The sequence below is a fragment of the Halorubrum sp. AJ67 genome, assembly GCF_000513435.1.
On record NZ_CBVY010000013.1, the window covers coordinates 1 to 18,053 of the forward strand.

General features: G+C 51.9%; 15 protein-coding genes. 4 read left to right on the forward strand and 11 right to left on the reverse strand.

Features of this window, described 5'->3' with window-relative positions:
• Window positions 1–523: 523 nt before the first annotated feature.
• From BN903_RS16870 to BN903_RS18335, 5 genes are all read right to left on the reverse strand, one after another.
• A complete protein-coding gene (locus tag BN903_RS16870; protein WP_154018122.1) occupies window positions 524–826 on the reverse strand; it encodes a hypothetical protein in 303 nt (100 codons plus the stop codon).
• Between the two features lie 51 nt (window positions 827–877).
• Window positions 878–1,003 carry a hypothetical protein gene (locus tag BN903_RS18325; protein WP_255331283.1) on the reverse strand — a complete coding sequence of 42 codons (126 nt, stop codon included), beginning with the start codon at window positions 1,001–1,003 and terminating at the stop codon, window positions 878–880.
• A 207-nt stretch (window positions 1,004–1,210) separates the two neighbouring features.
• Entirely contained in the window at window positions 1,211–4,705 is a 3,495-nt protein-coding gene (locus BN903_RS10930; RefSeq protein ID WP_228841084.1) for an ATP-binding protein, read from the reverse strand.
• A 431-nt stretch (window positions 4,706–5,136) separates the two neighbouring features.
• Entirely contained in the window at window positions 5,137–5,262 is a 126-nt protein-coding gene (locus tag BN903_RS18330; RefSeq protein ID WP_255331284.1) for a hypothetical protein, read from the reverse strand.
• A gap of 1,788 nt (window positions 5,263–7,050) precedes the next feature.
• On the reverse strand, window positions 7,051–7,182 hold the full coding sequence (locus tag BN903_RS18335; protein WP_255331285.1) for a hypothetical protein: 132 nt from the start codon (window positions 7,180–7,182) through the stop codon (window positions 7,051–7,053).
• A gap of 1,519 nt (window positions 7,183–8,701) precedes the next feature.
• Between BN903_RS18335 and BN903_RS17505 the strand changes: the two genes are divergently transcribed.
• Window positions 8,702–8,929: a hypothetical protein gene (locus tag BN903_RS17505; RefSeq protein WP_195155789.1), complete on the forward strand. Its 228-nt coding sequence runs from the start codon at window positions 8,702–8,704 to the stop codon at window positions 8,927–8,929.
• Window positions 8,930–9,016: 87 nt separating this feature from the next.
• Window positions 9,017–9,364 (forward strand): DUF6788 family protein, encoded by a 348-nt coding sequence (locus BN903_RS10940; RefSeq protein ID WP_048077765.1) that lies wholly within the window; start codon window positions 9,017–9,019, stop codon window positions 9,362–9,364.
• A gap of 66 nt (window positions 9,365–9,430) precedes the next feature.
• Here the strand turns inward: BN903_RS10940 and BN903_RS10945 are convergent, their stop codons facing one another.
• Window positions 9,431–9,862 (reverse strand): TRAM domain-containing protein, encoded by a 432-nt coding sequence (locus BN903_RS10945; protein ID WP_048077766.1) that lies wholly within the window; start codon window positions 9,860–9,862, stop codon window positions 9,431–9,433.
• A gap of 314 nt (window positions 9,863–10,176) precedes the next feature.
• A complete protein-coding gene (locus BN903_RS10950; protein ID WP_048077767.1) occupies window positions 10,177–11,439 on the reverse strand; it encodes a Cdc6/Cdc18 family protein in 1,263 nt (420 codons plus the stop codon).
• A 975-nt stretch (window positions 11,440–12,414) separates the two neighbouring features.
• Between BN903_RS10950 and BN903_RS17510 the strand changes: the two genes are divergently transcribed.
• Window positions 12,415–12,585, forward strand: a complete 171-nt coding sequence (locus BN903_RS17510; protein WP_195155784.1) for an HVO_0758 family zinc finger protein — start codon at window positions 12,415–12,417, stop codon at window positions 12,583–12,585.
• Here the strand turns inward: BN903_RS17510 and BN903_RS10955 are convergent, their stop codons facing one another.
• The 4 genes from BN903_RS10955 to BN903_RS10970 all read right to left on the reverse strand — a co-directional run bounded on the left by BN903_RS10955 (window position 12,586) and on the right by BN903_RS10970 (window position 16,339).
• A complete protein-coding gene (locus tag BN903_RS10955) occupies window positions 12,586–13,734 on the reverse strand; it encodes an ABC transporter permease (RefSeq protein ID WP_048077768.1) in 1,149 nt (382 codons plus the stop codon). It abuts the gene before it with no gap.
• A complete protein-coding gene (locus BN903_RS10960) occupies window positions 13,734–14,396 on the reverse strand; it encodes an ABC transporter ATP-binding protein (protein WP_048077769.1) in 663 nt (220 codons plus the stop codon). Before BN903_RS10960 ends, BN903_RS10955 begins: the two co-directional genes overlap by 1 nt.
• Window positions 14,393–15,505 carry a CARDB domain-containing protein gene (locus BN903_RS10965; RefSeq protein ID WP_048077770.1) on the reverse strand — a complete coding sequence of 371 codons (1,113 nt, stop codon included), beginning with the start codon at window positions 15,503–15,505 and terminating at the stop codon, window positions 14,393–14,395. Before BN903_RS10965 ends, BN903_RS10960 begins: the two co-directional genes overlap by 4 nt.
• A gap of 198 nt (window positions 15,506–15,703) precedes the next feature.
• Window positions 15,704–16,339, reverse strand: coding sequence for a TetR/AcrR family transcriptional regulator (locus tag BN903_RS10970; RefSeq protein ID WP_228841085.1), 636 nt, complete (start codon window positions 16,337–16,339; stop codon window positions 15,704–15,706).
• Between the two features lie 141 nt (window positions 16,340–16,480).
• Here BN903_RS10970 and BN903_RS10975 point away from each other — a divergent pair, with 141 nt between their 5' ends.
• Window positions 16,481–18,052: a hypothetical protein gene (locus BN903_RS10975; RefSeq protein WP_195155785.1), complete on the forward strand. Its 1,572-nt coding sequence runs from the start codon at window positions 16,481–16,483 to the stop codon at window positions 18,050–18,052.
• Window position 18,053 lies beyond the last annotated feature (1 nt).

Below are 18,053 nucleotides of genomic sequence, written 5' to 3' on the forward strand. Positions count from 1 at the left end.
GCGTCGGCGGTCGGGGGGTCACAGTCCATTCGTGAGTCATTTTTGCGTCGACGGTCGGGGAATCAAGTTCTATTTTCGCGTTGGAAGTCGCTGAAGCGGGGGAATCGGTAGCAGATACTGCTCGCATCTCGCTATGTCGAAACGGCGACTCGATGATATCGCTCTCGGAAGTGCGATTCCGACTTTGAGGTCTTCGATGGTGATGAGCGAGTACAGGACACACTTCTTGTACGTCGACGGTCAGTAGATGGTGAGCCTGAGGAGAGGCATCTGATGGTTTTGCGTCGAGAGTGAGACGTGCGTGGGTCAGGAGTCGTGTGGGAGATTGCTGGGGCTGCTAGTGTATTCAGGAGTGGGTCGGGGTGGGGCGAGCCTGCTGTTTGTCTTGCTTCAGGCAGTGATTAGTTGGGGATCGTCGGTGCTAGTGTCTCCAGTAGATTGGGTTCTGGAGAGAAACAAATAGAGGGTCAGGGGGTGGCAACGTTGTGATTACGGCCAGGTTCTGGTGGTCGTGTGAGAGTTGTTAGTCGGCAGCTTCAGACTCGACGGGGGTGCTGTCGGCTTTAGACGCATCTGTATTTACGACTTCTCCGTCTTGATCAAGGTCGACTCGGAAGCCGCCATCAACATGGTCGCCGCCGATGTCTTCATCCCACTCCGAGTGGTAGCGGACCGTTTCGTCACGCTCAATTCCGTATTCTTTGAAGAATTTCCGCCCTGTGATCATCCCTCCGGGTTGGTAGTTGTAGACATCTCGCCGGTCGAATCTCTGTTCGAGGGGGACGAGGATGATCTCGTTGTCATCCTCATTGTAGGCGAGCATCATCGCTTCGGTGTCCTCAAGATACTGCTCGACAACCGTAGAGTTCGGTGCGAGTTAGCCATCTTCTCGGATTGTGATGAACTCGCGTCCGCGGTAGACATCGTGGCCTTCATTGGTGAGAGATTCAGCGACGTCGTCGATGACCAGTTCGGGCGAAGCATCGTCTTCGGGAGGGACCATCTCTGCTGTATCTTTTTCCTTGCTAGCGTTAGTATTGGGTTGGCTGTCTGGGTTGTCTAGTGGATTGTTCGTGTCTGAGTCTTCGCTGGCAGTAGCTTCTTCCGATATGCTACAGAGCTACGTTCAGTCGAAGACAGTATGTTATTTTCTCAAGAAGTCAGTTGTAGGAGAGAGGTAAGGGGACGTAGAGGTGGCTCAAAAATGAGTCTACTCGAGGTCTTTGCGGAGAGAGTTTAATGTGTGAATTTCTTTGACGCCGGGCTTTCCAAGCTCCTTATTTAGCTTTTCTACACTACGATGGTTATGCCCAGTGGGTAGGTCATCAACTCTTTCGCTAAGTTTCTCAAGGAGGGTTACTGCGTCTTCATGGCTTTCAACGACCCAGATCGCATCACCATACCCCTCCTTGAGTGCCTCGTAGTCGTCGAGGACGTGCTGTTTCTTTTCGGGGCTCGTTTCGACTTCGATAAGCTTGTTGCGGTCGCTGGGTGAGTGCTTCGTCGGCTTCGCGAAGGTGTCCGTCTTGTTTTTCCCTCCATTGATGTCCCCGTAGAGTGTGATGTCGAACCTCTGCTGGTCGTGGTATGCCGCAGAGAGTCGGACGCCAAGGTGATGCTCTGGGCTTTCGTTACCGAGTTCACCACCTTCGTCTGGGGAGAGAGACTTCCCGTCGGCGAGGAGTTCTCCTTCTTTCGTTGGGATGTAGTAGACTTTGTTCTGGCCGATAGCTACCTTCTCAACCAAGCCTTGATCCTCGAGGTCGCTGGCGTACTCGCTGTTGTGAAGCTTGGTCATCGGTTGGCTGAGATCGTACAACTCCACCTCCCCATCAAGAGCGTCGAAGATGGTTTTCAGGAGTGCCTTCTGTTCTGCTGTGAGTGTTCCGTCATCGTCTGTGGCTTCGCTTGCGTCGTCTATGTCGTCATCCTCTTCGTCATCAGAGCTGCTGAAGTTTGCGCCAGCAGTTGAGTTGATGAACTCACTGTCTCGGTTGAGGGTGTGAAGGTCCCGGCTGCGCTCCCGCACGAATTCGGATTTCGGGGAGACGTCGAAGGGGCCTTCACTATGTCCTGGTGGGATCGGGAGTGGCTTCAGCGTGAGGATCTCTGGTTTCTGTTTGTGGAAGCCCGTAGATGGAAGCTGGACGATCCATTCTCCACGCCGGAGGCCAGCAATGCGATCTTTGATTTCATCTGTATCTAAGTCCTCGTGGAACAGGGAGTTCGCCAGCATGTCGTCGGTGGCGATGTTCCCGATGATCTTCGTGTTGACGTTGTTGAGGATCTCTTGGTACGCCCGACGGTTGCTGCGTGGGTCTTCGCCGAGTACCTGCTCGGGGTACTGCATGATGAGTCCGAGTGAGAGGTTGAACTCGCGGCCTTTGGGGAGGAGTTCGTTGTAGACGATCTCGTTGCGGGCGATGTTCGCGGACTCTTCGATGATCACGTTGGCGATGTAGTCGTCGCCACTGGGTGTCCACAGTGACTGGACCGAGGTCCAGAGGTGCGAGAGGAACAGGACGGTGAAGACTTCGCTGCTTTCCCCGCGGAGGTTTCCGGTGTCCATCAGGAGGACTTTGTTCCCGTTGAGGATGGTCTTCAGGTCCAGCATGGGGACCTCTGACCGATCGTACCAGTCTTTCGCGTCGTTCCAGTGTTCCTCAGGAACCTCGAAGGAGAGCATGTCCCAGATGAAGTCGCGTTCCTTGAGCTTTCGAATTCGGTTGAGAACCGCGTCGGTTGTGTTCATGAACTGCCGCTCTTCTTTCTCAAGGTGCGACTCGAGGGAGCCCCGGACCTGTTCGTCTTCGATCGGGGGGAGAGCCTGGTCGATCTGCTCTTGGCTTGCGTCTTCGAGGTTTTCGATGGACCGACCGTAGTGTTGGAACTCTTGGGCTGCGTCCAAGAGGTCACCGACGGTGAAGTAGTCGGAGCCGTTTTTCTCGTCGAAGAGCCCCTTGATCAGGTTGGTGAGGATTTCGTTCGCGACAAAGGCTTGGTCAACCGTATCTCGGCCGAGGACGAACCTCAACAGCTGGAAGTAGTGATCGATGATATCTTGGATGGCTGTTTCACGTTCGCGGCCAGCCGAGCGCGTGAGCGGTCGCAGATCGAAGAAGGGGATGCCGGGGATGTTGCCGTCTTCCTCGGGGACTTTGATGTACTCGACGTCGTCGAGGTCGCCGAAGAGCGTGCGGTGACACCGTAGGTAGTTGCGACACATCTCTCCACCCTTGGGATCGACGAGGATTGTCGGGCCGTGGAGTTGGTCGTGGGTGGTGAGCATGTCGTTGAGCGTAGCGACAGTCTTCCCGCTCCCAGTGGTTGCCGCCCGGACGTAGTGGTGGGTGAGGTCGCCGGCGGAGAGGGCGAGCGCGTCGCGTTCGTTGATCTCGTCCCACCATTGATTCACGCTGTCGATGGCGCTGATCTCATTGGTGTTCTCGGTGTCGTCCCGGAGGGCTGTGACCGCGTGACCGATGGTCATCCCGTTGGAGAACTCCCTGAAGACTTCCTCGTTGGGGGAGGTGAGCGCCGACTGTGCTTTGGGTTTCCCGCCCGTTCCACCCCGGCTCGCTTTCGGGAGCGCGTCGATCGATGGGACGGTAATGAAGTTCGCGAGCTCGTCGACGTTACAGACGAGCATCGACTTCCGACGGGTCATCATATCGAACCCGTATGGGTAGGTGATCCCGTGGTGTTGCATTCGCTGGAACTCATATTCATCATTACCGAGGTATTTTCCCTCGATCCCGTAGAACTTCCCGCTAATGTGGCTGAGAGAGTCTTGGAGATTCTTTGCGGTGCGTTCGGTTTGGGCTGCGGCTCGGATTGAGACGTTGTAGGTGTGGCTGGGGTTTTTCATGTCGATCTGTCCCATCCGGCTCTGCCCAGCCCGCTGCCCGTCAACCTGGGAGTCCATGATGGTCCCACCGATCTCTTCGGGCGTGTTTCCGCGGTACCGCTGTTGCTTCTCTTCGTTGGAGATGTCGGAAACGGCGTCACGCACGGCTCTGAAGAACTCTCCACCTAATGTATGAACACCGCGTTTGAGGCGTCCCTTCTGTCGCTGCGCCTTCGGCGACCAGTCTGAGCGCGGCTCGAAGACAACTTGGAAGAGGACTGCGTCGTCGGTCTGGATAATGCTCTCAAGTAGGTTAGAGAGAGTCGACCGGGTAGATGTTTCAGTGTCGTAGCGGGTGAGGAGAGTCATCCAGTCTTTCCGCCGCTCTTCGACGCCTTCGTACCGGACCATGTGCGGCGTCTCTTCGAAGACGTCGGTGATGTCGAACTCCTTTCGGTCGAACTCGAAGTTTTCGGGGTACTGTGAGCGGGTCATACTTTCGAGCCGATCGCAGTTCGTGTCGCCGCGCTCGCCAGGCCCAAGGAAGAACTGGAACTGGGCTTCATCTTTTGGCTTGTAGATGATGAACTCAAAGTTGGAGACGCCGTCGATGCTGTCGATGTGGAGTTCCATGTCGAGCGGGAGTTTCCGGCCTGTCCCATATCGATGGAGCCCGTAGAGTTCTCGTGTTACTGTGTCCGAGTTCACTTCTTCTCGGACGGGTGTGATCTGGGTGTACTCTTGACTGGATTTTATTTCATTAAACTTCTCTTCGACAGATTTCTCTCCTTGACCTATAGTATCGCGCTCGTCAGGTGCGTTGTCCGAGGGGTCAAATTCTTGTGAGTGACGTTGCACAATTGAGAGGTGCGACTGCGCATCATATGAAACTTTTCGGGGATATCCACAGATATTTTAGCTTTTATGATGAAATTGGAAGGTGTATATCACACACAAGCGTGTTAGGAATACCCGATATACAGGCGAATAGGGCACAGAAAGAATCTGCAATATTGTGATAAAATTGAATATCTCACAGAGATTGTCTCTTGGAGCGTGTTACTGAGCGAGTCGGGTTGATATGAGGATTCAGATCAGTGAGGAGCTCGTCAGTGCCGTACGAAGCGAGTAGGCGTCAGCCCTGAGCGAGTAGGGAGTAGTTGACCAGAGACCCGGCATCACCACTCTAGGTGAGAGTCTTCAATGTCTGCGATGAGAGCCCCTGCTTCAGCCTCAACAGACTCAGACGAGTCTGAATCAGTCGTCGCAATTCGTTCAGCTGGATCAGTTCAAGGAACTGCCTGTTCCCAGTCCACTTCGGCGTAGTCGTCATCAGAAGTCGCCTCAAAGAGATGGAAATACACGTCCATCGACACGGGGCAGCCCCTTAGGGTACCGTCATCGGTAGTTTTCATACCCTTCTCAGGTCGCATTGGTAACTCGCAGGAGCTATCGGTGCTACTCGCTGCCACTGTTTAGAGCTGGTTGTCGGCAGGTCCCTGCCCGGCCAGCTCAGTCTGTATCGTGTTGAGGTAGATCCCCAGTGCTAGTCGCCGTTCGAATCGTGGTGTTGCCGATCAGTAGTTGGCTCTTTGTCCCGCTCATCGTCTCTTCCAGTTGGTGGCCGATCACGATCACCGGTTAGCCAGACCTCTCCCGTAGACCGGTTGCCCTCATTCTGCTCGGATCACTGTCCGAGTGCTGGTCTCGCCTTCAGTACAGCTGTGCTCGCCATCTGTTGTTCGTCTGGTAGGGCTATCGATCTGGTGTTGTAGCTTCCCGATCGTCGTTGCGTCCACCTCAGTTTGCGTTGCCGGTGTTGTAGTCGTCAGTTCGATTTTGCCACTGGTCTCTTCGCTTCGGTGCTGTCCAGTTCGGTTCGGTCTTCGACATTCTATCTGTCTCTGTCATTGCTAGTGGTCGGTACGCAACTACTGTTCCTCTCCATCTCCGCGCCGCTTGCTCAGGGTTCCATCTAGTATCAAAAAATAGATAGTCTTCGCTTTGCCCCGCTGTGCTTTTCCTGTTTTTCCGTCTCCATTTTTTGGCTCCGGCCTGATTCCTTCGCTACGCGACTATCCACTAAACTTCATCTCCCCTGAACCCTAATTGTGTGAATTCAGCTGAACATGTGTGACAATTAGAGATTCGTTAATAGCTTGTCTAAAGCTCTCTCGTTGTATGGCTGAACGTGTGTAGACAGTTTGGTCCAAGCTGACTTCATGAATACACCCCCTAATCCGGCTGCCGTCCTGTCATTAGATGATCTGACAATCTAGGTACCTAATTAATGAAATATGTCCCGAATTCGGCTGCTGTCTTGTCATTATGGGGGTGTCAATTGGAGATCGCAAGGGGTAGAATAACTTCATGAAGCACCCCAGCCAATCCCGCTGCCATCCTGTCATTACGCATTTCATGAAGTACCCGACGAATCCGACTCCCGTCTTGTCATTATGGGGTTTTGGCTGATGATCGCGCGATCTAAAATCACTTCATGAAGTACCCAACCAACCCCGCCACAGTCTTGTCATTACGCATTTCATGAAATACCCGGCAAATCCCACTCCCGTCTTGTCATGATAGCATTCTAGCTCTACTAGTAGAATTCAGAATCGCTTCATGATGTACCCCCACTAATCCCGCCGCAGTCTTGTCATTAGGTATTTCATGAATCATCCCAATCAAACCCGCTGCCGTCTTGTCATTACAGCCCAGTTCTTTTGCTCAAAACATATGAGATATGATGAGATAGTTGGTAGTGGTACCACTGGTGGGCTGGTGATCACAGTGAAAACAATACCGAAGTTTGTAGGACTCGTGGCGTCTGAGTGTGCTGGCGCTAGGTGGCGTTCGACGGCTGAGAGCCATAGGGCCAGTACTGGTGTAGCCTGTACCGAATACTGTGTTGGAGGGTTGTGTTATATTCGTGCGTGGATCTTGCGTCAAGGGTCGGGGGTCGTGCTCTATTTTCGCGTTGGAAGTCGCTGAAGCGGGGGAATCGGTAGCAGATACTGCTCGCATCTCGCTGGGTCGAAACAGAGGCTCGATGATGTCGCTCTCACAGATGCGAGTCCGATTTTGAGAGCTCTGATGGTGATAGGCAAGTACTGGACAGGCTTCTCGTACGTCGACGGCCGGTAGGCGTAGGGTCTGAGCAGAGTCTCTTGATAGTTTTGCGTCGAGGGTGCGACGTGCGTATTTCAGGAGTCGTGTGGGAGATGGCTGGGACTGCTAGTGGATTCAGGAGTGGGCCGGTGTGGAGCGAGCGTGTTGTTTGTCTGTATGTCCGGCCCGACGGCATCTATATTAATCAGACTGAGTGTCTCTTTCACCACAGTCACTTTCATTCTGAACGTGATCTGTCATTAGATACGGAGAACAGGTGATTCGCCAGTATAGATTATCTCCTGCGACGGTAAGTTACGTTTCAAGCTAATCTGGGGATGGCTTGTAAGTCGGTTCGTGATCTTAGTCTTATATTGGTGAATATCACGAAAACCGACGACATCAATATCAGTTAGGCGGTTTACCTCTGCGCGCAGTTCCTTGTCCGTTATCTGGCCATCCTGAATGAGTGTCCACAAAATATCGCGAAAGATGGACTCCAAGACTTGTTGCTCTTCGCTCGTTCCAGATTGACAGACACGTGTAACTACGGTTGGGATATCATCGGTGCCGAGTTCGATCGATAGTGATGATTTCTTTGGGAACACTTCATTAGTAGTAGCATCGTTCTGACTACAGTTGGCAACTGAGGACACTAACTCCGCTGGCTCATGTGATTCTACCAGATCCTCAGCTGAAACGTGAGATGAGTCGACAGCAGCACTACGGTACAACCCTCGATGGACGCGATCAACGTGTCCTTCATCCTGTAGATGTCGTAGCCGCTGACTCACATACGACTGGTTCCGGTCAAGTTCATCTGATAAATATCGGGGAGTACACCGCCCCTCTCTAAGCTTTGCTAAAATCAGCTGGTCAGTCTTGTTCAATTCCATCTGAGTACCGTCTCATCACAATCTAACAACTAATTAGATGTTAGATATTACGATCTCGTAATATCATATAACACCTCGTTAGAAACGGGATAGAAGGCTTAGAAACACCGATAATCTGCTGTGTTAACCAGATAGAAATCCGCTATGCCATGAGAGTGTAAAGTAAGATGTGGGGCAGAGGAAACCGAACGCTATCTTTTACCACAGAACACATTGTGCTGACTAATCCATGTATGGTACAAGCAGTTGACCGGTTCAATACATAAGATCACACCGGCCTTGTTGGTGAGGAGACGTGCGACCCGTTTGACGATAGCGCCGAAGCTGTTGATGCGTTCCAGACTAGTGACTGGCTACCGCTCTGTAAGCAGAATCTGGCCGATATCTAGCGAACCCAGAAGTTGGCTGAACTGGCCGGGCAGTTTGTCGCTCAGTCGGATTTTAAGATGAAAAATCTACAGCCACCACATGGATGAAGAACTCATCGTGAGCGAAATACCGCGAGATGTAGAGCAGCATGTCGATAGAATAGCTCAGTCTTTACCTTCGTCACAGATCACAACTACGCGATGGCTACTTGCGACCCGCGGTCACGCTGATTTTTTTAAAGTAGTACTTTCGCCCCGCTCGCCCGAAGTATAAGTCACAGGGTCTGTAACCTCAAGGTGAGGGAGCAAAGCTGAGTCGGTCTCACCGACCGAACCAGCTCTAAAACAGTGTCACACGCTCCCTCTCCCCCTGAAAAGAGCTCCCGAGGTCGTGAAAATGACCCCTAATAATCCAGAGACGGTCCGTGGCACCTGCTCATTCTGCGGTGAGACAGTTACTGATCGACACGCGATAATCGAGTATGAAACAGCTAGCGGTCAACCGGGCGTGTGGGCCGAATGCCCCGGCTGTGGCGAAATCGTCGATCCCATCAATGCTCAGTAAACAGTTCATCCAGCAGATCGTCAGACCTGAGCCGCTATCGACAACGCACCACGAATGCCGTCACTGTGGATACAGCGTCGAGGAGGACGTCGATGAATGTCCACAGTGTGGCTCTCGCGAGATCGCGGCCTACGATCTCGAGTGATCGCTGAAAAACTCACAGTTGATCGAGCGGGTTCAATGCCTTATGTATCAGCCGAGCGCTAAAGTGGGCCCAGTTGTTACATAAGGTATGGAGCAGCCGTCGCCACCCACCTCGCTCCCGAAGTATCTCGCGGAGGGGCTCCCGAAACAGGATACGGAGACACTCCAAGAGATACACAGCTACATCGAGGCGCTCATTGAGTATCGCGACCGGTCGGTCGACACCGACGAGCTTCCCGAGACAGCCGAGCCTGTCGAGGAGCCCGACAATTCGGAGAACGGAACGGTCGTCAAAGAGAAAGTCACCTGTGGCGACGACAGCTGTAAATGCGCCAGCGGAAAGCCCGCAGATATGCACGGACCGTATCTCTATCGCTACTATCGTGAGAATGGGACGATGAAATCGGAGTACGTCGGGAAACCAGGCAGTGAGTAAGCGTGAGTCGAGCCGGGTAGAATCTCAACGGCACCGACCCTACAGGCGGTCGGTGATAAATCGACGTTACAGCGCCCGTGAGTCGGGTTTGACGATACTGGCGAACGCGACGTTTGCTTGGACCTGCTCGATCTCGACCGTCGGCTCATCACCTGGTTGCCCGCCAGAGACGATCACGACGTAGCCGCGTTCAACCTTCGCGATGCCGTCGCTCTGGTCACCAGTCGTCTCGATCGTCACGTCGCGGACCTCACCTTCATCTACGGGAGGATCGTCCGATGTCGGAGTCGTTTCTTGGGCAGTCGATTGGTGTTGCTCTTGCTGAGTTTTCTGGCCTGTCGAGGATTCTGACGCCAAGATCGCGACGCGGTATGTTTCATCGACAACGAGCGCGTCATGTTCGATTTCACTCGTCGGGATATCGACGACATATGACCCATCACGCTCTTCGAGTTGAGCACTGAATACAGAGCGAAGTGAATCAGGAATCTCGATCATCAAGTATCACGAGTATAAACTACCCACAGTACCTAAATCTCGCGTTTTACGGTTCTCTGAGATGCTAATCTGGTGTGTGCTGAAGAGAACGCGCGTATCTCGAACAGGATCTCGTACACACCCCCGATTGTAAGTGTTCTACCGAGTGGCGACCCCCCATATTGTAAGTGTTCACGGTCGCTACACACCCCCGATTGTAAGTGTTCTACCGAGTGGCGACCCCCCATATTGTAAGTGTTCACGGTCGCTACACACTCCCAATTGTAACTGTTTGACTGGTAGTTCGCCCTCCAGATTGTAAGTGTATCTGTAGCTTACAGACCGAGCTTTGTCTGAATATCGCTGCGTGTGTCTGCCTCATACGTGTCTAGGAACTCCTCGGCGCTGTCACCGAAGAGATTTTCGAAGCGGTCCATATTGTAGAGCGTCTCGATGACGACCCGTGGCTCATCCACAATCGAATAAATATACGACCGCCCGCCACGACGACCGAGATTCACTTCTTCCGTTTCGAGAAGTCCAAACATATCAAGCGTGTCTAGATGATCCCGCACACGGGATTCAGAAAGCACATCGATATCGAGGCGATTGCAGAGGTCTTTATAGAACGAATAGATGGTTTTGACTTTTGCGTCCGCACTCTGGTCGACATCAAGAAACGTCGTTGCAACCAACACAGTTTGCATTTGGACAGTCAAGCGATTAGTAACGATCCGCTCAGTGTTCGCCCGGTCTACTTGCGAGCGAGCGATCCGAACGTGTTCTTCAACAACTTGGTCAGCGTCCTCGTGACGAGCTATGTCGCCAGCGGTTTCCAAAAGATCGAGTCCCATTCGAGCATCACCTGTGTCTTGGGCGGTGAAAGCTGCGCACAAGGGAACAACATCGTCACTAATCACGTTCTCATAAAAAACTAAATCTGCGTAGTAGTCCAAGATCGTTCGGAGTTCATCTGCGTCATACGGCGAGAACTGAATCTCTCGTTCGGTTAGTGTAGATTTGACTCGGGGAGAAAGACTCTCGCGGAATTTGAAATTATTGCTAATGCCGATAATACCTACCTTTGCGTGCTCAAGTTCGCCCATCGCATTCGCTCGAGGGAATTCATAGAGGAGCTCCTCATCTTCGCCGAGCTTGTCGATCTCGTCGAGGACAACAAGAACACTCCCCCTAAGTTCGTCGAGCGCGGTATAGATACGATCCCAGAGTGTATCTGGGTGATGACCTTGCTTGAACGTCTTTTCTGAGTAGAGTTCGTTGGCGAGGTGGGTGATGACTTTGTAGGTCGTATCTCGCTTATTACAGTTGATGCTAAAGACAGTAAGGTTCACTCCGGCCTCTATGGCGTCAGCCTCAAGATACTCAGTTACCTTATGAGTCGTTGCGGTTTTCCCGACACCGGTCTGGCCGTAAATAAACACGTTAGGTGGTCCGAAGCCATCAAGTACGTCTTGTAAAGCTGCAGCAAACGTCTCGATCTCCTCGTCCCGTTCAAGGATCTCTTCAGGATGATATGCCTCTTCAAAGGGTTCCTTCGTCTGAAAGATATCGTTTGCGCCCTTGAATGGCGAGTCCATATCATGTCGTGTTAGGCAACGTACTTGAAACCCCATCTTGTAAGTGTTGTAAGTGTTGTATCTGTTCCTACCTGCCTTCAACACCCCCACCCCGGATTGTAAGTGTTCCATAAGTCGAAACGGTGGGGCCGGTTCTACACGAATGTAATGTGTTAATTTGGTTAATTCACTGTCTTGTTGTCCGATCTACTTCCGTTTATATTATACAATATATAGTTATGGGTAGCAGCAGCATACTAGGGTATAGCTAAAGCTATGATTTTCACATAATTCAGCCCCTAAGTGTACGTTTACACTTACAGTCTGGGGTGTCTGAATGGATCTACTACCCGGTTTTATATAACACATTACTGGGCAGTATGTCCCCCAAGGACCCTAACAGTCGTGAGAACACTTACAATCCGGGGTGGGGGGGTCACACTTCGAGCGTAGTGTGAAGTAGACAAACTGTTTGAGTGTCGACCATTCGTGTCTAGCGTGTAGCCCCACTAAGAATACTAATGCGGCACGGGATCTCATTCCTCGTGGTCTGCTCGTCAACCCCACCGTTTGTGTTCCGAGAGTGTACGCATCATCTGTCTTTATTTAATATTCTCAGTAATACGACCTGGGCCAAGTTTCCGCTCGGATTCTGTCGATTTACTCCCGCTACGGCGAGAAAACCGTGTTTCTAGGGTTGCTTTATTGCTTGGTTTCGGTGGGTACGGTGTCTGGCTCGCTCAATTAGTACTTTCCAATACTACTAGACATGATACTACAAGCGAGTATTACTATCAGGCTTAACTAAAGACGGATGTCCGCTTATCTGAACACTACGCCGCTCACGCTCCCAACATTCAACATTCTCCGTCTCAAGCGTCTCAGTGAGCAGTTTTGGTTGAGCATAGACTCCAAAACCAATGAACTGCTCACTTCTCAAACTGGCTTAGCTTGACAGTGCCGGTTTTTATTCGTTCAAGTGAAAGTCACGGGTATATGAAATCCACACGAAAAGGACTCCGTGACGGTGACCTGTTCAAAGACACGTACGAGCGCCTCACCTGTGCCGACTGCGAGCAGGTGCTAAAGACAAAGAACGATCCGGATAACGTGTTCGACATCCGAACTTGTCCGGACTGTAGTACGCAGTACAAAGATCTCCCTTGACTAGCCTCGGAGAGCATCTACTGGCGATTCGTTAGCGGCCTTCCACGCGGGATAGATCCCGCTAAGAGTGCTTGCGACAAGCGCAAACACAAATCCGTACAGCAAATATTTCGAACTTGACCACGCCAAGGCCAGTACGGGATCACCAACTAACAGATGAAAGATTACTAATCCGACGGCAAGGGATCCAGCAGCACCTACGATACCACCGACTGCACCCAAGAAAGCAGCTTCGGTAAGGATCATACGAAGCACTTCGCCCCGGCGTACACCCACAGCACGCAACACTCCGATTTCTCCACGCCGCTCAATAGTGCTCATCAACATGACGTTCAAAATAGCGACACTCGCCACAAACAGTGAGATCGAGCCAATCCCGAGAAGCGCAAGTTCCAACGTATCAGTAAACGACGTGATATTTTCTTGAACATTCCCGTAAGTAGTCACACTGAGAATCTCGTCATCCTCATCATTGAAGTGATCCTCGATCGCGTTTGCCGCTTCAGTCGCAGAATCACCGTCTTCTGCGATAATGGTGACAGTGGTGTAATACTCCTGCTCATTGAGCGCTGATACTGGGAGCACAAGTTCGCCACCCCCATCTGGACCAAACCCACTATCTGAAGCGATGAATCCACGAACACGAAAAATTTGTCCCTCGTACTCGATAGGGTCACCCATTTCAAGTCCCAGTGTCCGTGTAGTGGATTCAGAAATGAGAGCTCCCGTTTCAAGACGCGAAGGCTCATCACCAACTGCAATATCGTACAGGGGTGCTGCGTTTGTCACACCTGTCACCTGAACGTTCGCCGCTTCACCATTCCGCGCAGTAAGCTCTGTGCGATTCGTTTTTTGTGGGATGACTGTCGTACCAGACGCGATATCCTGGATTGTATCCACCTGTTGATCTGTAATACCGTCCGTTTCGATATCGTCACCAGGCGAGACGCTCGCCTCGTCTGTGAGACCACCTAGACTTGCTGTCGCCTGTTGTTCAAGTGCTACACCAGCCATCCCGAGCGACGCAATCGCGATCACTCCAATTACGATGCCAAGCACCGCGAGAGCGGTTCGAGTCCGGTTCCGCCCAAGATTTCGCCATGCCATGAGCACGCTGGGAAACCGCCGTAGAACACTCACGAGACCCATTACTGGACTACCCCATCAACAATACGGACAACACGATCTGCATACTCCACTAATTGTTCATCGTGGGTGATCGAGACAACCGCGATGTTCTCTTCTCTTTTGAGCCGGGTGATCTCGTCAAGCACGGTTTTCCCGGTGTCTTGATCGAGATTGCCGGTTGGTTCGTCTGCAAGGAGAATATCGGGTTCGTTGATAAGCGATCGCGCAATTGCGACTCGCTGCTGTTGCCCGCCAGACAGCTCATCAGGCGTATGGGTAAGTCGATCGCCAAGGCCGACTCGTTCCAACAAATCGACAGCGCGCTCTCGGCGGTCGACGTCTGTATCCCACATCGATGGTAACTCAACGTTCTCCTCTGCCGTGAGCATTGGCAGTAAATGAAAGTTTTGGAAGACAAATCCGAGCTGCGACCGGCGCTCCTCTGTTCGCTCGTCTTCGTCAAAATCGGTGACAGTACGCCCATCGAGGTAGATTTCTCCCTCAGTTGGCGTGTCTAAGAGACCGATCATGTTGAGCATCGTGCTTTTGCCGCTCCCCGACGGCCCGGTCACAACAACCATCTCACCACGGTCGGCATGAAAGTCGACATCCTTCAACGCCTCAATGATTTCAGCCCCGGTATCGTAGCGTTTGACCACTCCATCGAGCTGAATGACGCTCATTCTCGATTCCACAGATAAAGTCCGGCAGCACCAAGACTGACAATAAGCAACACCCCAACAACAATCGGGATTACTGGCAGTCCGGACGAACCCTGTCGATCTCCATCAGCGGTAGCTTCTGGTTGATTCTGCGCGGCCGCCCCAGTGGTTGTGGTAATCGACGACACATCGATCGTCTGTGTCGTCGTTACACGATTGTTATCGACGATATAGGCGATCTCGATCGGGACCGTGTCACTCTCAACGTTTGCTGTGAGTTCGAACGTCGCAAATTCACTGGCGTCGACGGAACCAACGAAGTACTCACCAGAACCGCCAACAGGTGATATTCCGTCTGTGTCGGGGATACTGACGAGAACGGACTCAACGTCAGTACCGCCGATGTTTGCTGCCTCTCCCTCAATCGATGTGGCTGCCCCGGTTTCTGTCACTTCTAGACCGGTCAGTCGAATCTCACCGGTAACCTGTCGGTTGAGAGTAACGGTACGAGTTGTTTCGTACCGCTCACCGCGAGCGGTATACGCTACAGTAAAGGTGACTGTGTCTGTCTCGTAGTTATCAGTCTCGAAGGTTACTGAATCAGCCTCGGCGGGACCAACGTCGAGAGCATTTCTACGGTCACGTACCTCATCGTCCGTTGCCGCAGCTATTTCAACGTCGGAGAGTTTGACATTCCCGTAGTTAGTGAACGTGACGGTGGTCTCATCAGAATCATTTGTGGTTGTTGAAAGCCCGCCGTTGATATCGAGCTCTTGAACATCAACGGTCACAGGAGTGTAATATGCACGGAGATTTCCGCCTGACTGGCGTCCCGCAGAGACATGTGCTCTGAGATTCTTCTGTCCAGCTTCTTCAAACGTCGTCGTCATTTGAACAGTCAGGCTCCCACCAGGTGCGAGTGAGCCGACATCTTCAATGCGCTCATAGTGTTCTTCGTTCGTTCGAAGCATGATACTTGAGACATCGACAACACCGCCACTTCCTGCTTGATTTGTCACGGTGACATTGAACGTGACCGACTCACCGACAACCGGTTCATCTAGTGAGGACTCCACCGACACATTAACAGCCGATTGTTGGGCAGAAGCAACGGTTGCACCACCGACCATTACACTTGCAAGCAGAAGTACTGCGAGACCAGTCGAGAGGAGTTGTCGAGTCCTCATAATGGTAATATCTGATCGGAATCGACCTGACGTAGCATCGGGAGAAGATGACCGCTCACTCTGTATGGCATCGTTTGGTGGAGGGCAAATCGGAGTTGCACACCCTCATCAAAGCGCCCCGTGAATAAAAAAAACAAGTCCTTACTCCTCGACGAGCATATTTGACCTGACGTACTCTTCAAGAGTTTGCCGGTTCTGTTGCAGGAGACTGGCATCTTCAAGTGAGACCCCACGTTCGAGTGCCCCGTATACTGTCGAATACATGAATACAGCCGTCTGTTCTGGATCGATTTCTCGAAACAGCCCTCGTTCTATCCCGGTTTCAATAGTAGTTGTAAACTCAGAGAGTACGAGCTCGTCGAGTCGCTGAAATTGCTTGTGATAAGCATCAATGTGAGGTGCCTGTGACCGAAGCTCAAGGAGAGCTCGCTGGAATCGAAACTGGTTATTGTCCACTTGAGTTGGGAGCAGTTGGTCAATAACTGCCATGAGGTAGTCGTAAGGACCCTCTTGGTCAAGATCCACTAATTGGTCTTCAAGCTGGTCCAAAAGATGGCACAAGAGATCCTCCAACAGATTTTCCTTATCCTCATAATGGTAGTACAGTAACGACGTACTTTTACTGAACTCATCAGTGATTTTGGAGATGCTGGTTGCTGGATAGCCGTGTTTACAAAGGGCCTGATACGTTGCTTCCATAATCGCTTCGTCGGTGTGCTCTGCCATCTCAGAATCACTTATCGTCAGGGTTTCAAGGGCAAAAATCTCGTCGTTCACGTACTCGGTTGTTGGCTTTCTCTCACTGCCAAATTATCGACTCTAATATCTAGATCACTACAGCCAAGTGCTGACGGGAAATCTAACGCAATATACAGCTTGATCGGACGCGACTAGTGTCCCGATCCAGCGATCCATTCCATGATCCTAGACACAGCAGTTTCGAACGTACCGCTCCGTATCGGAATCGGTGTTATCCTCTGTCTTGTACTCGTAGGTACTGGCGTCGGGATGGGGGCCGCACAGGCGACGACAACCAACGTGACGGTTAATGGCGAGCCGCTCGCCAATAGCGGAGAACGTGTCGTCTTGGAGGATCCAACAGCGAACGTCAGCGTTGAGTCAGCCGACCCAATCAATCTGATCGAAATACGTGTGAACGGCGAGATCCGTAACTCATACCGTCCTGACACCCGATCGTTCGAGCAGGCTGTCCCGCTTTCTCTCGACCCGAACGAGAATACAGTCGAGGTGATCGCACGCGGAGACAGCGTCTCCACGTTCAAGACGACGCTGACGAAAAATACCGCTGCCCCACGGGTACGGTACACCTCACCGTTTTCTACAACCGTTCTAGGTGGACCTGAAAATGAAACGAACGTCTCGAGTGGTCAGGTAACGCTCGCCGGAGATCTCCATACAGTCTCGGAGGTCGATCGAATCCAGATTGAACGCACTCATGTCGTCGAAACCGAAGATGAAGGCAACCAGACAGATCGTAAACTCTATCGCATCACCGATCCCGGTGACTCGTTTTTACAAGACCTGCTGCTGGGTAACGGGAAAAATGAAATTGTCGCCCGATACACCGATACAAACGGCCGTACAAACACAGACTCATTTGATCTCATGGTTGACGATGCAACCGATCCTAACATTTCCCTCAAAGCACCAGACAAGAGCTACACTGATTCGGTTCGCATCCGCGGAGAGATCAGCGATGAGACAAAACTTGATCGGGTGGCGATTAACCGTACTAGCAACAACGCGTCACAGGTCCTGTTGACCAGTAGCGGCCCTGAGCCGGACCGAGAGCGACTCTCTTACACACTTGACACGGAAGTCAACCTGTTCAATGATAACGACGACAACGAGTTTCGACTTGTTGCTGAGGACGCTACTGGTAACGTCCAAGAACGGATATTTACCGTTGAGTACGATCCAACTCCGCAAGTGATTCTCACAGAAAACACGACCAACACGACAACTGAGACAGTACATGTTGTCGGCAACGTTTCTAAGGCACAGGTTAGTCGAGTAACGATTGAGACGATCGACACACGGTCTGGTAAGCGGCTTGATATCACTCGCGTCTACGATGCCGGGCTAACGACGGCCGCTGTTGAATTCGATCAGCAGCTTACAGCAGTTCCCGAAGAAACAGTTGTTAATATCCTTGTCACATACGAGAATGGACAATACACCCGTTCAGTCAGCCCAGTGATCAGCACACCACAAGAGACCACTGCGGATGATGAAGTGGCTGAAGACAGCGACGAATCCACGGTAGACAACTCTTCTGACACTAATACGCCCGAATCAGGTAATGGAACTAGCGGCGTGGTAAGTGCGGTCGAACCTGGATCGGACAGCGGTGAGCCTACAGACGATGACGAGGGGGGTTTACCAACGCTCATTCCGATCCGGACACGCGAAGCATTTGGTGGTGTCGTTATCGTCGGTACAATCTATCTATTTGAACATTGGACGTGAC

Coding starts and splice junctions, on each gene's coding strand:
- BN903_RS10950 (WP_048077767.1), bottom strand. CDS start 11,439: ATGGACTCGCCATTCAAGGGCGCAAACGATATCTTTCAGACGAAGGAA.
- BN903_RS10955 (WP_048077768.1), bottom strand. CDS start 13,734: ATGGGTCTCGTGAGTGTTCTACGGCGGTTTCCCAGCGTGCTCATGGCA.
- BN903_RS18330 (WP_255331284.1), bottom strand. CDS start 5,262: ATGAAAACTACCGATGACGGTACCCTAAGGGGCTGCCCCGTGTCGATG.
- BN903_RS10965 (WP_048077770.1), bottom strand. CDS start 15,505: ATGGTCGGTGGTGCAACCGTTGCTTCTGCCCAACAATCGGCTGTTAAT.
- BN903_RS10975 (WP_195155785.1), top strand. CDS start 16,481: ATGATCCTAGACACAGCAGTTTCGAACGTACCGCTCCGTATCGGAATC.
- BN903_RS10945 (WP_048077766.1), bottom strand. CDS start 9,862: ATGATCGAGATTCCTGATTCACTTCGCTCTGTATTCAGTGCTCAACTC.
- BN903_RS16870 (WP_154018122.1), bottom strand. CDS start 826: ATGATGCTCGCCTACAATGAGGATGACAACGAGATCATCCTCGTCCCC.
- BN903_RS18325 (WP_255331283.1), bottom strand. CDS start 1,003: ATGGTCCCTCCCGAAGACGATGCTTCGCCCGAACTGGTCATCGACGAC.
- BN903_RS10960 (WP_048077769.1), bottom strand. CDS start 14,396: ATGAGCGTCATTCAGCTCGATGGAGTGGTCAAACGCTACGATACCGGG.
- BN903_RS17505 (WP_195155789.1), top strand. CDS start 8,702: ATGAAACAGCTAGCGGTCAACCGGGCGTGTGGGCCGAATGCCCCGGCT.
- BN903_RS17510 (WP_195155784.1), top strand. CDS start 12,415: ATGAAATCCACACGAAAAGGACTCCGTGACGGTGACCTGTTCAAAGAC.
- BN903_RS10940 (WP_048077765.1), top strand. CDS start 9,017: ATGGAGCAGCCGTCGCCACCCACCTCGCTCCCGAAGTATCTCGCGGAG.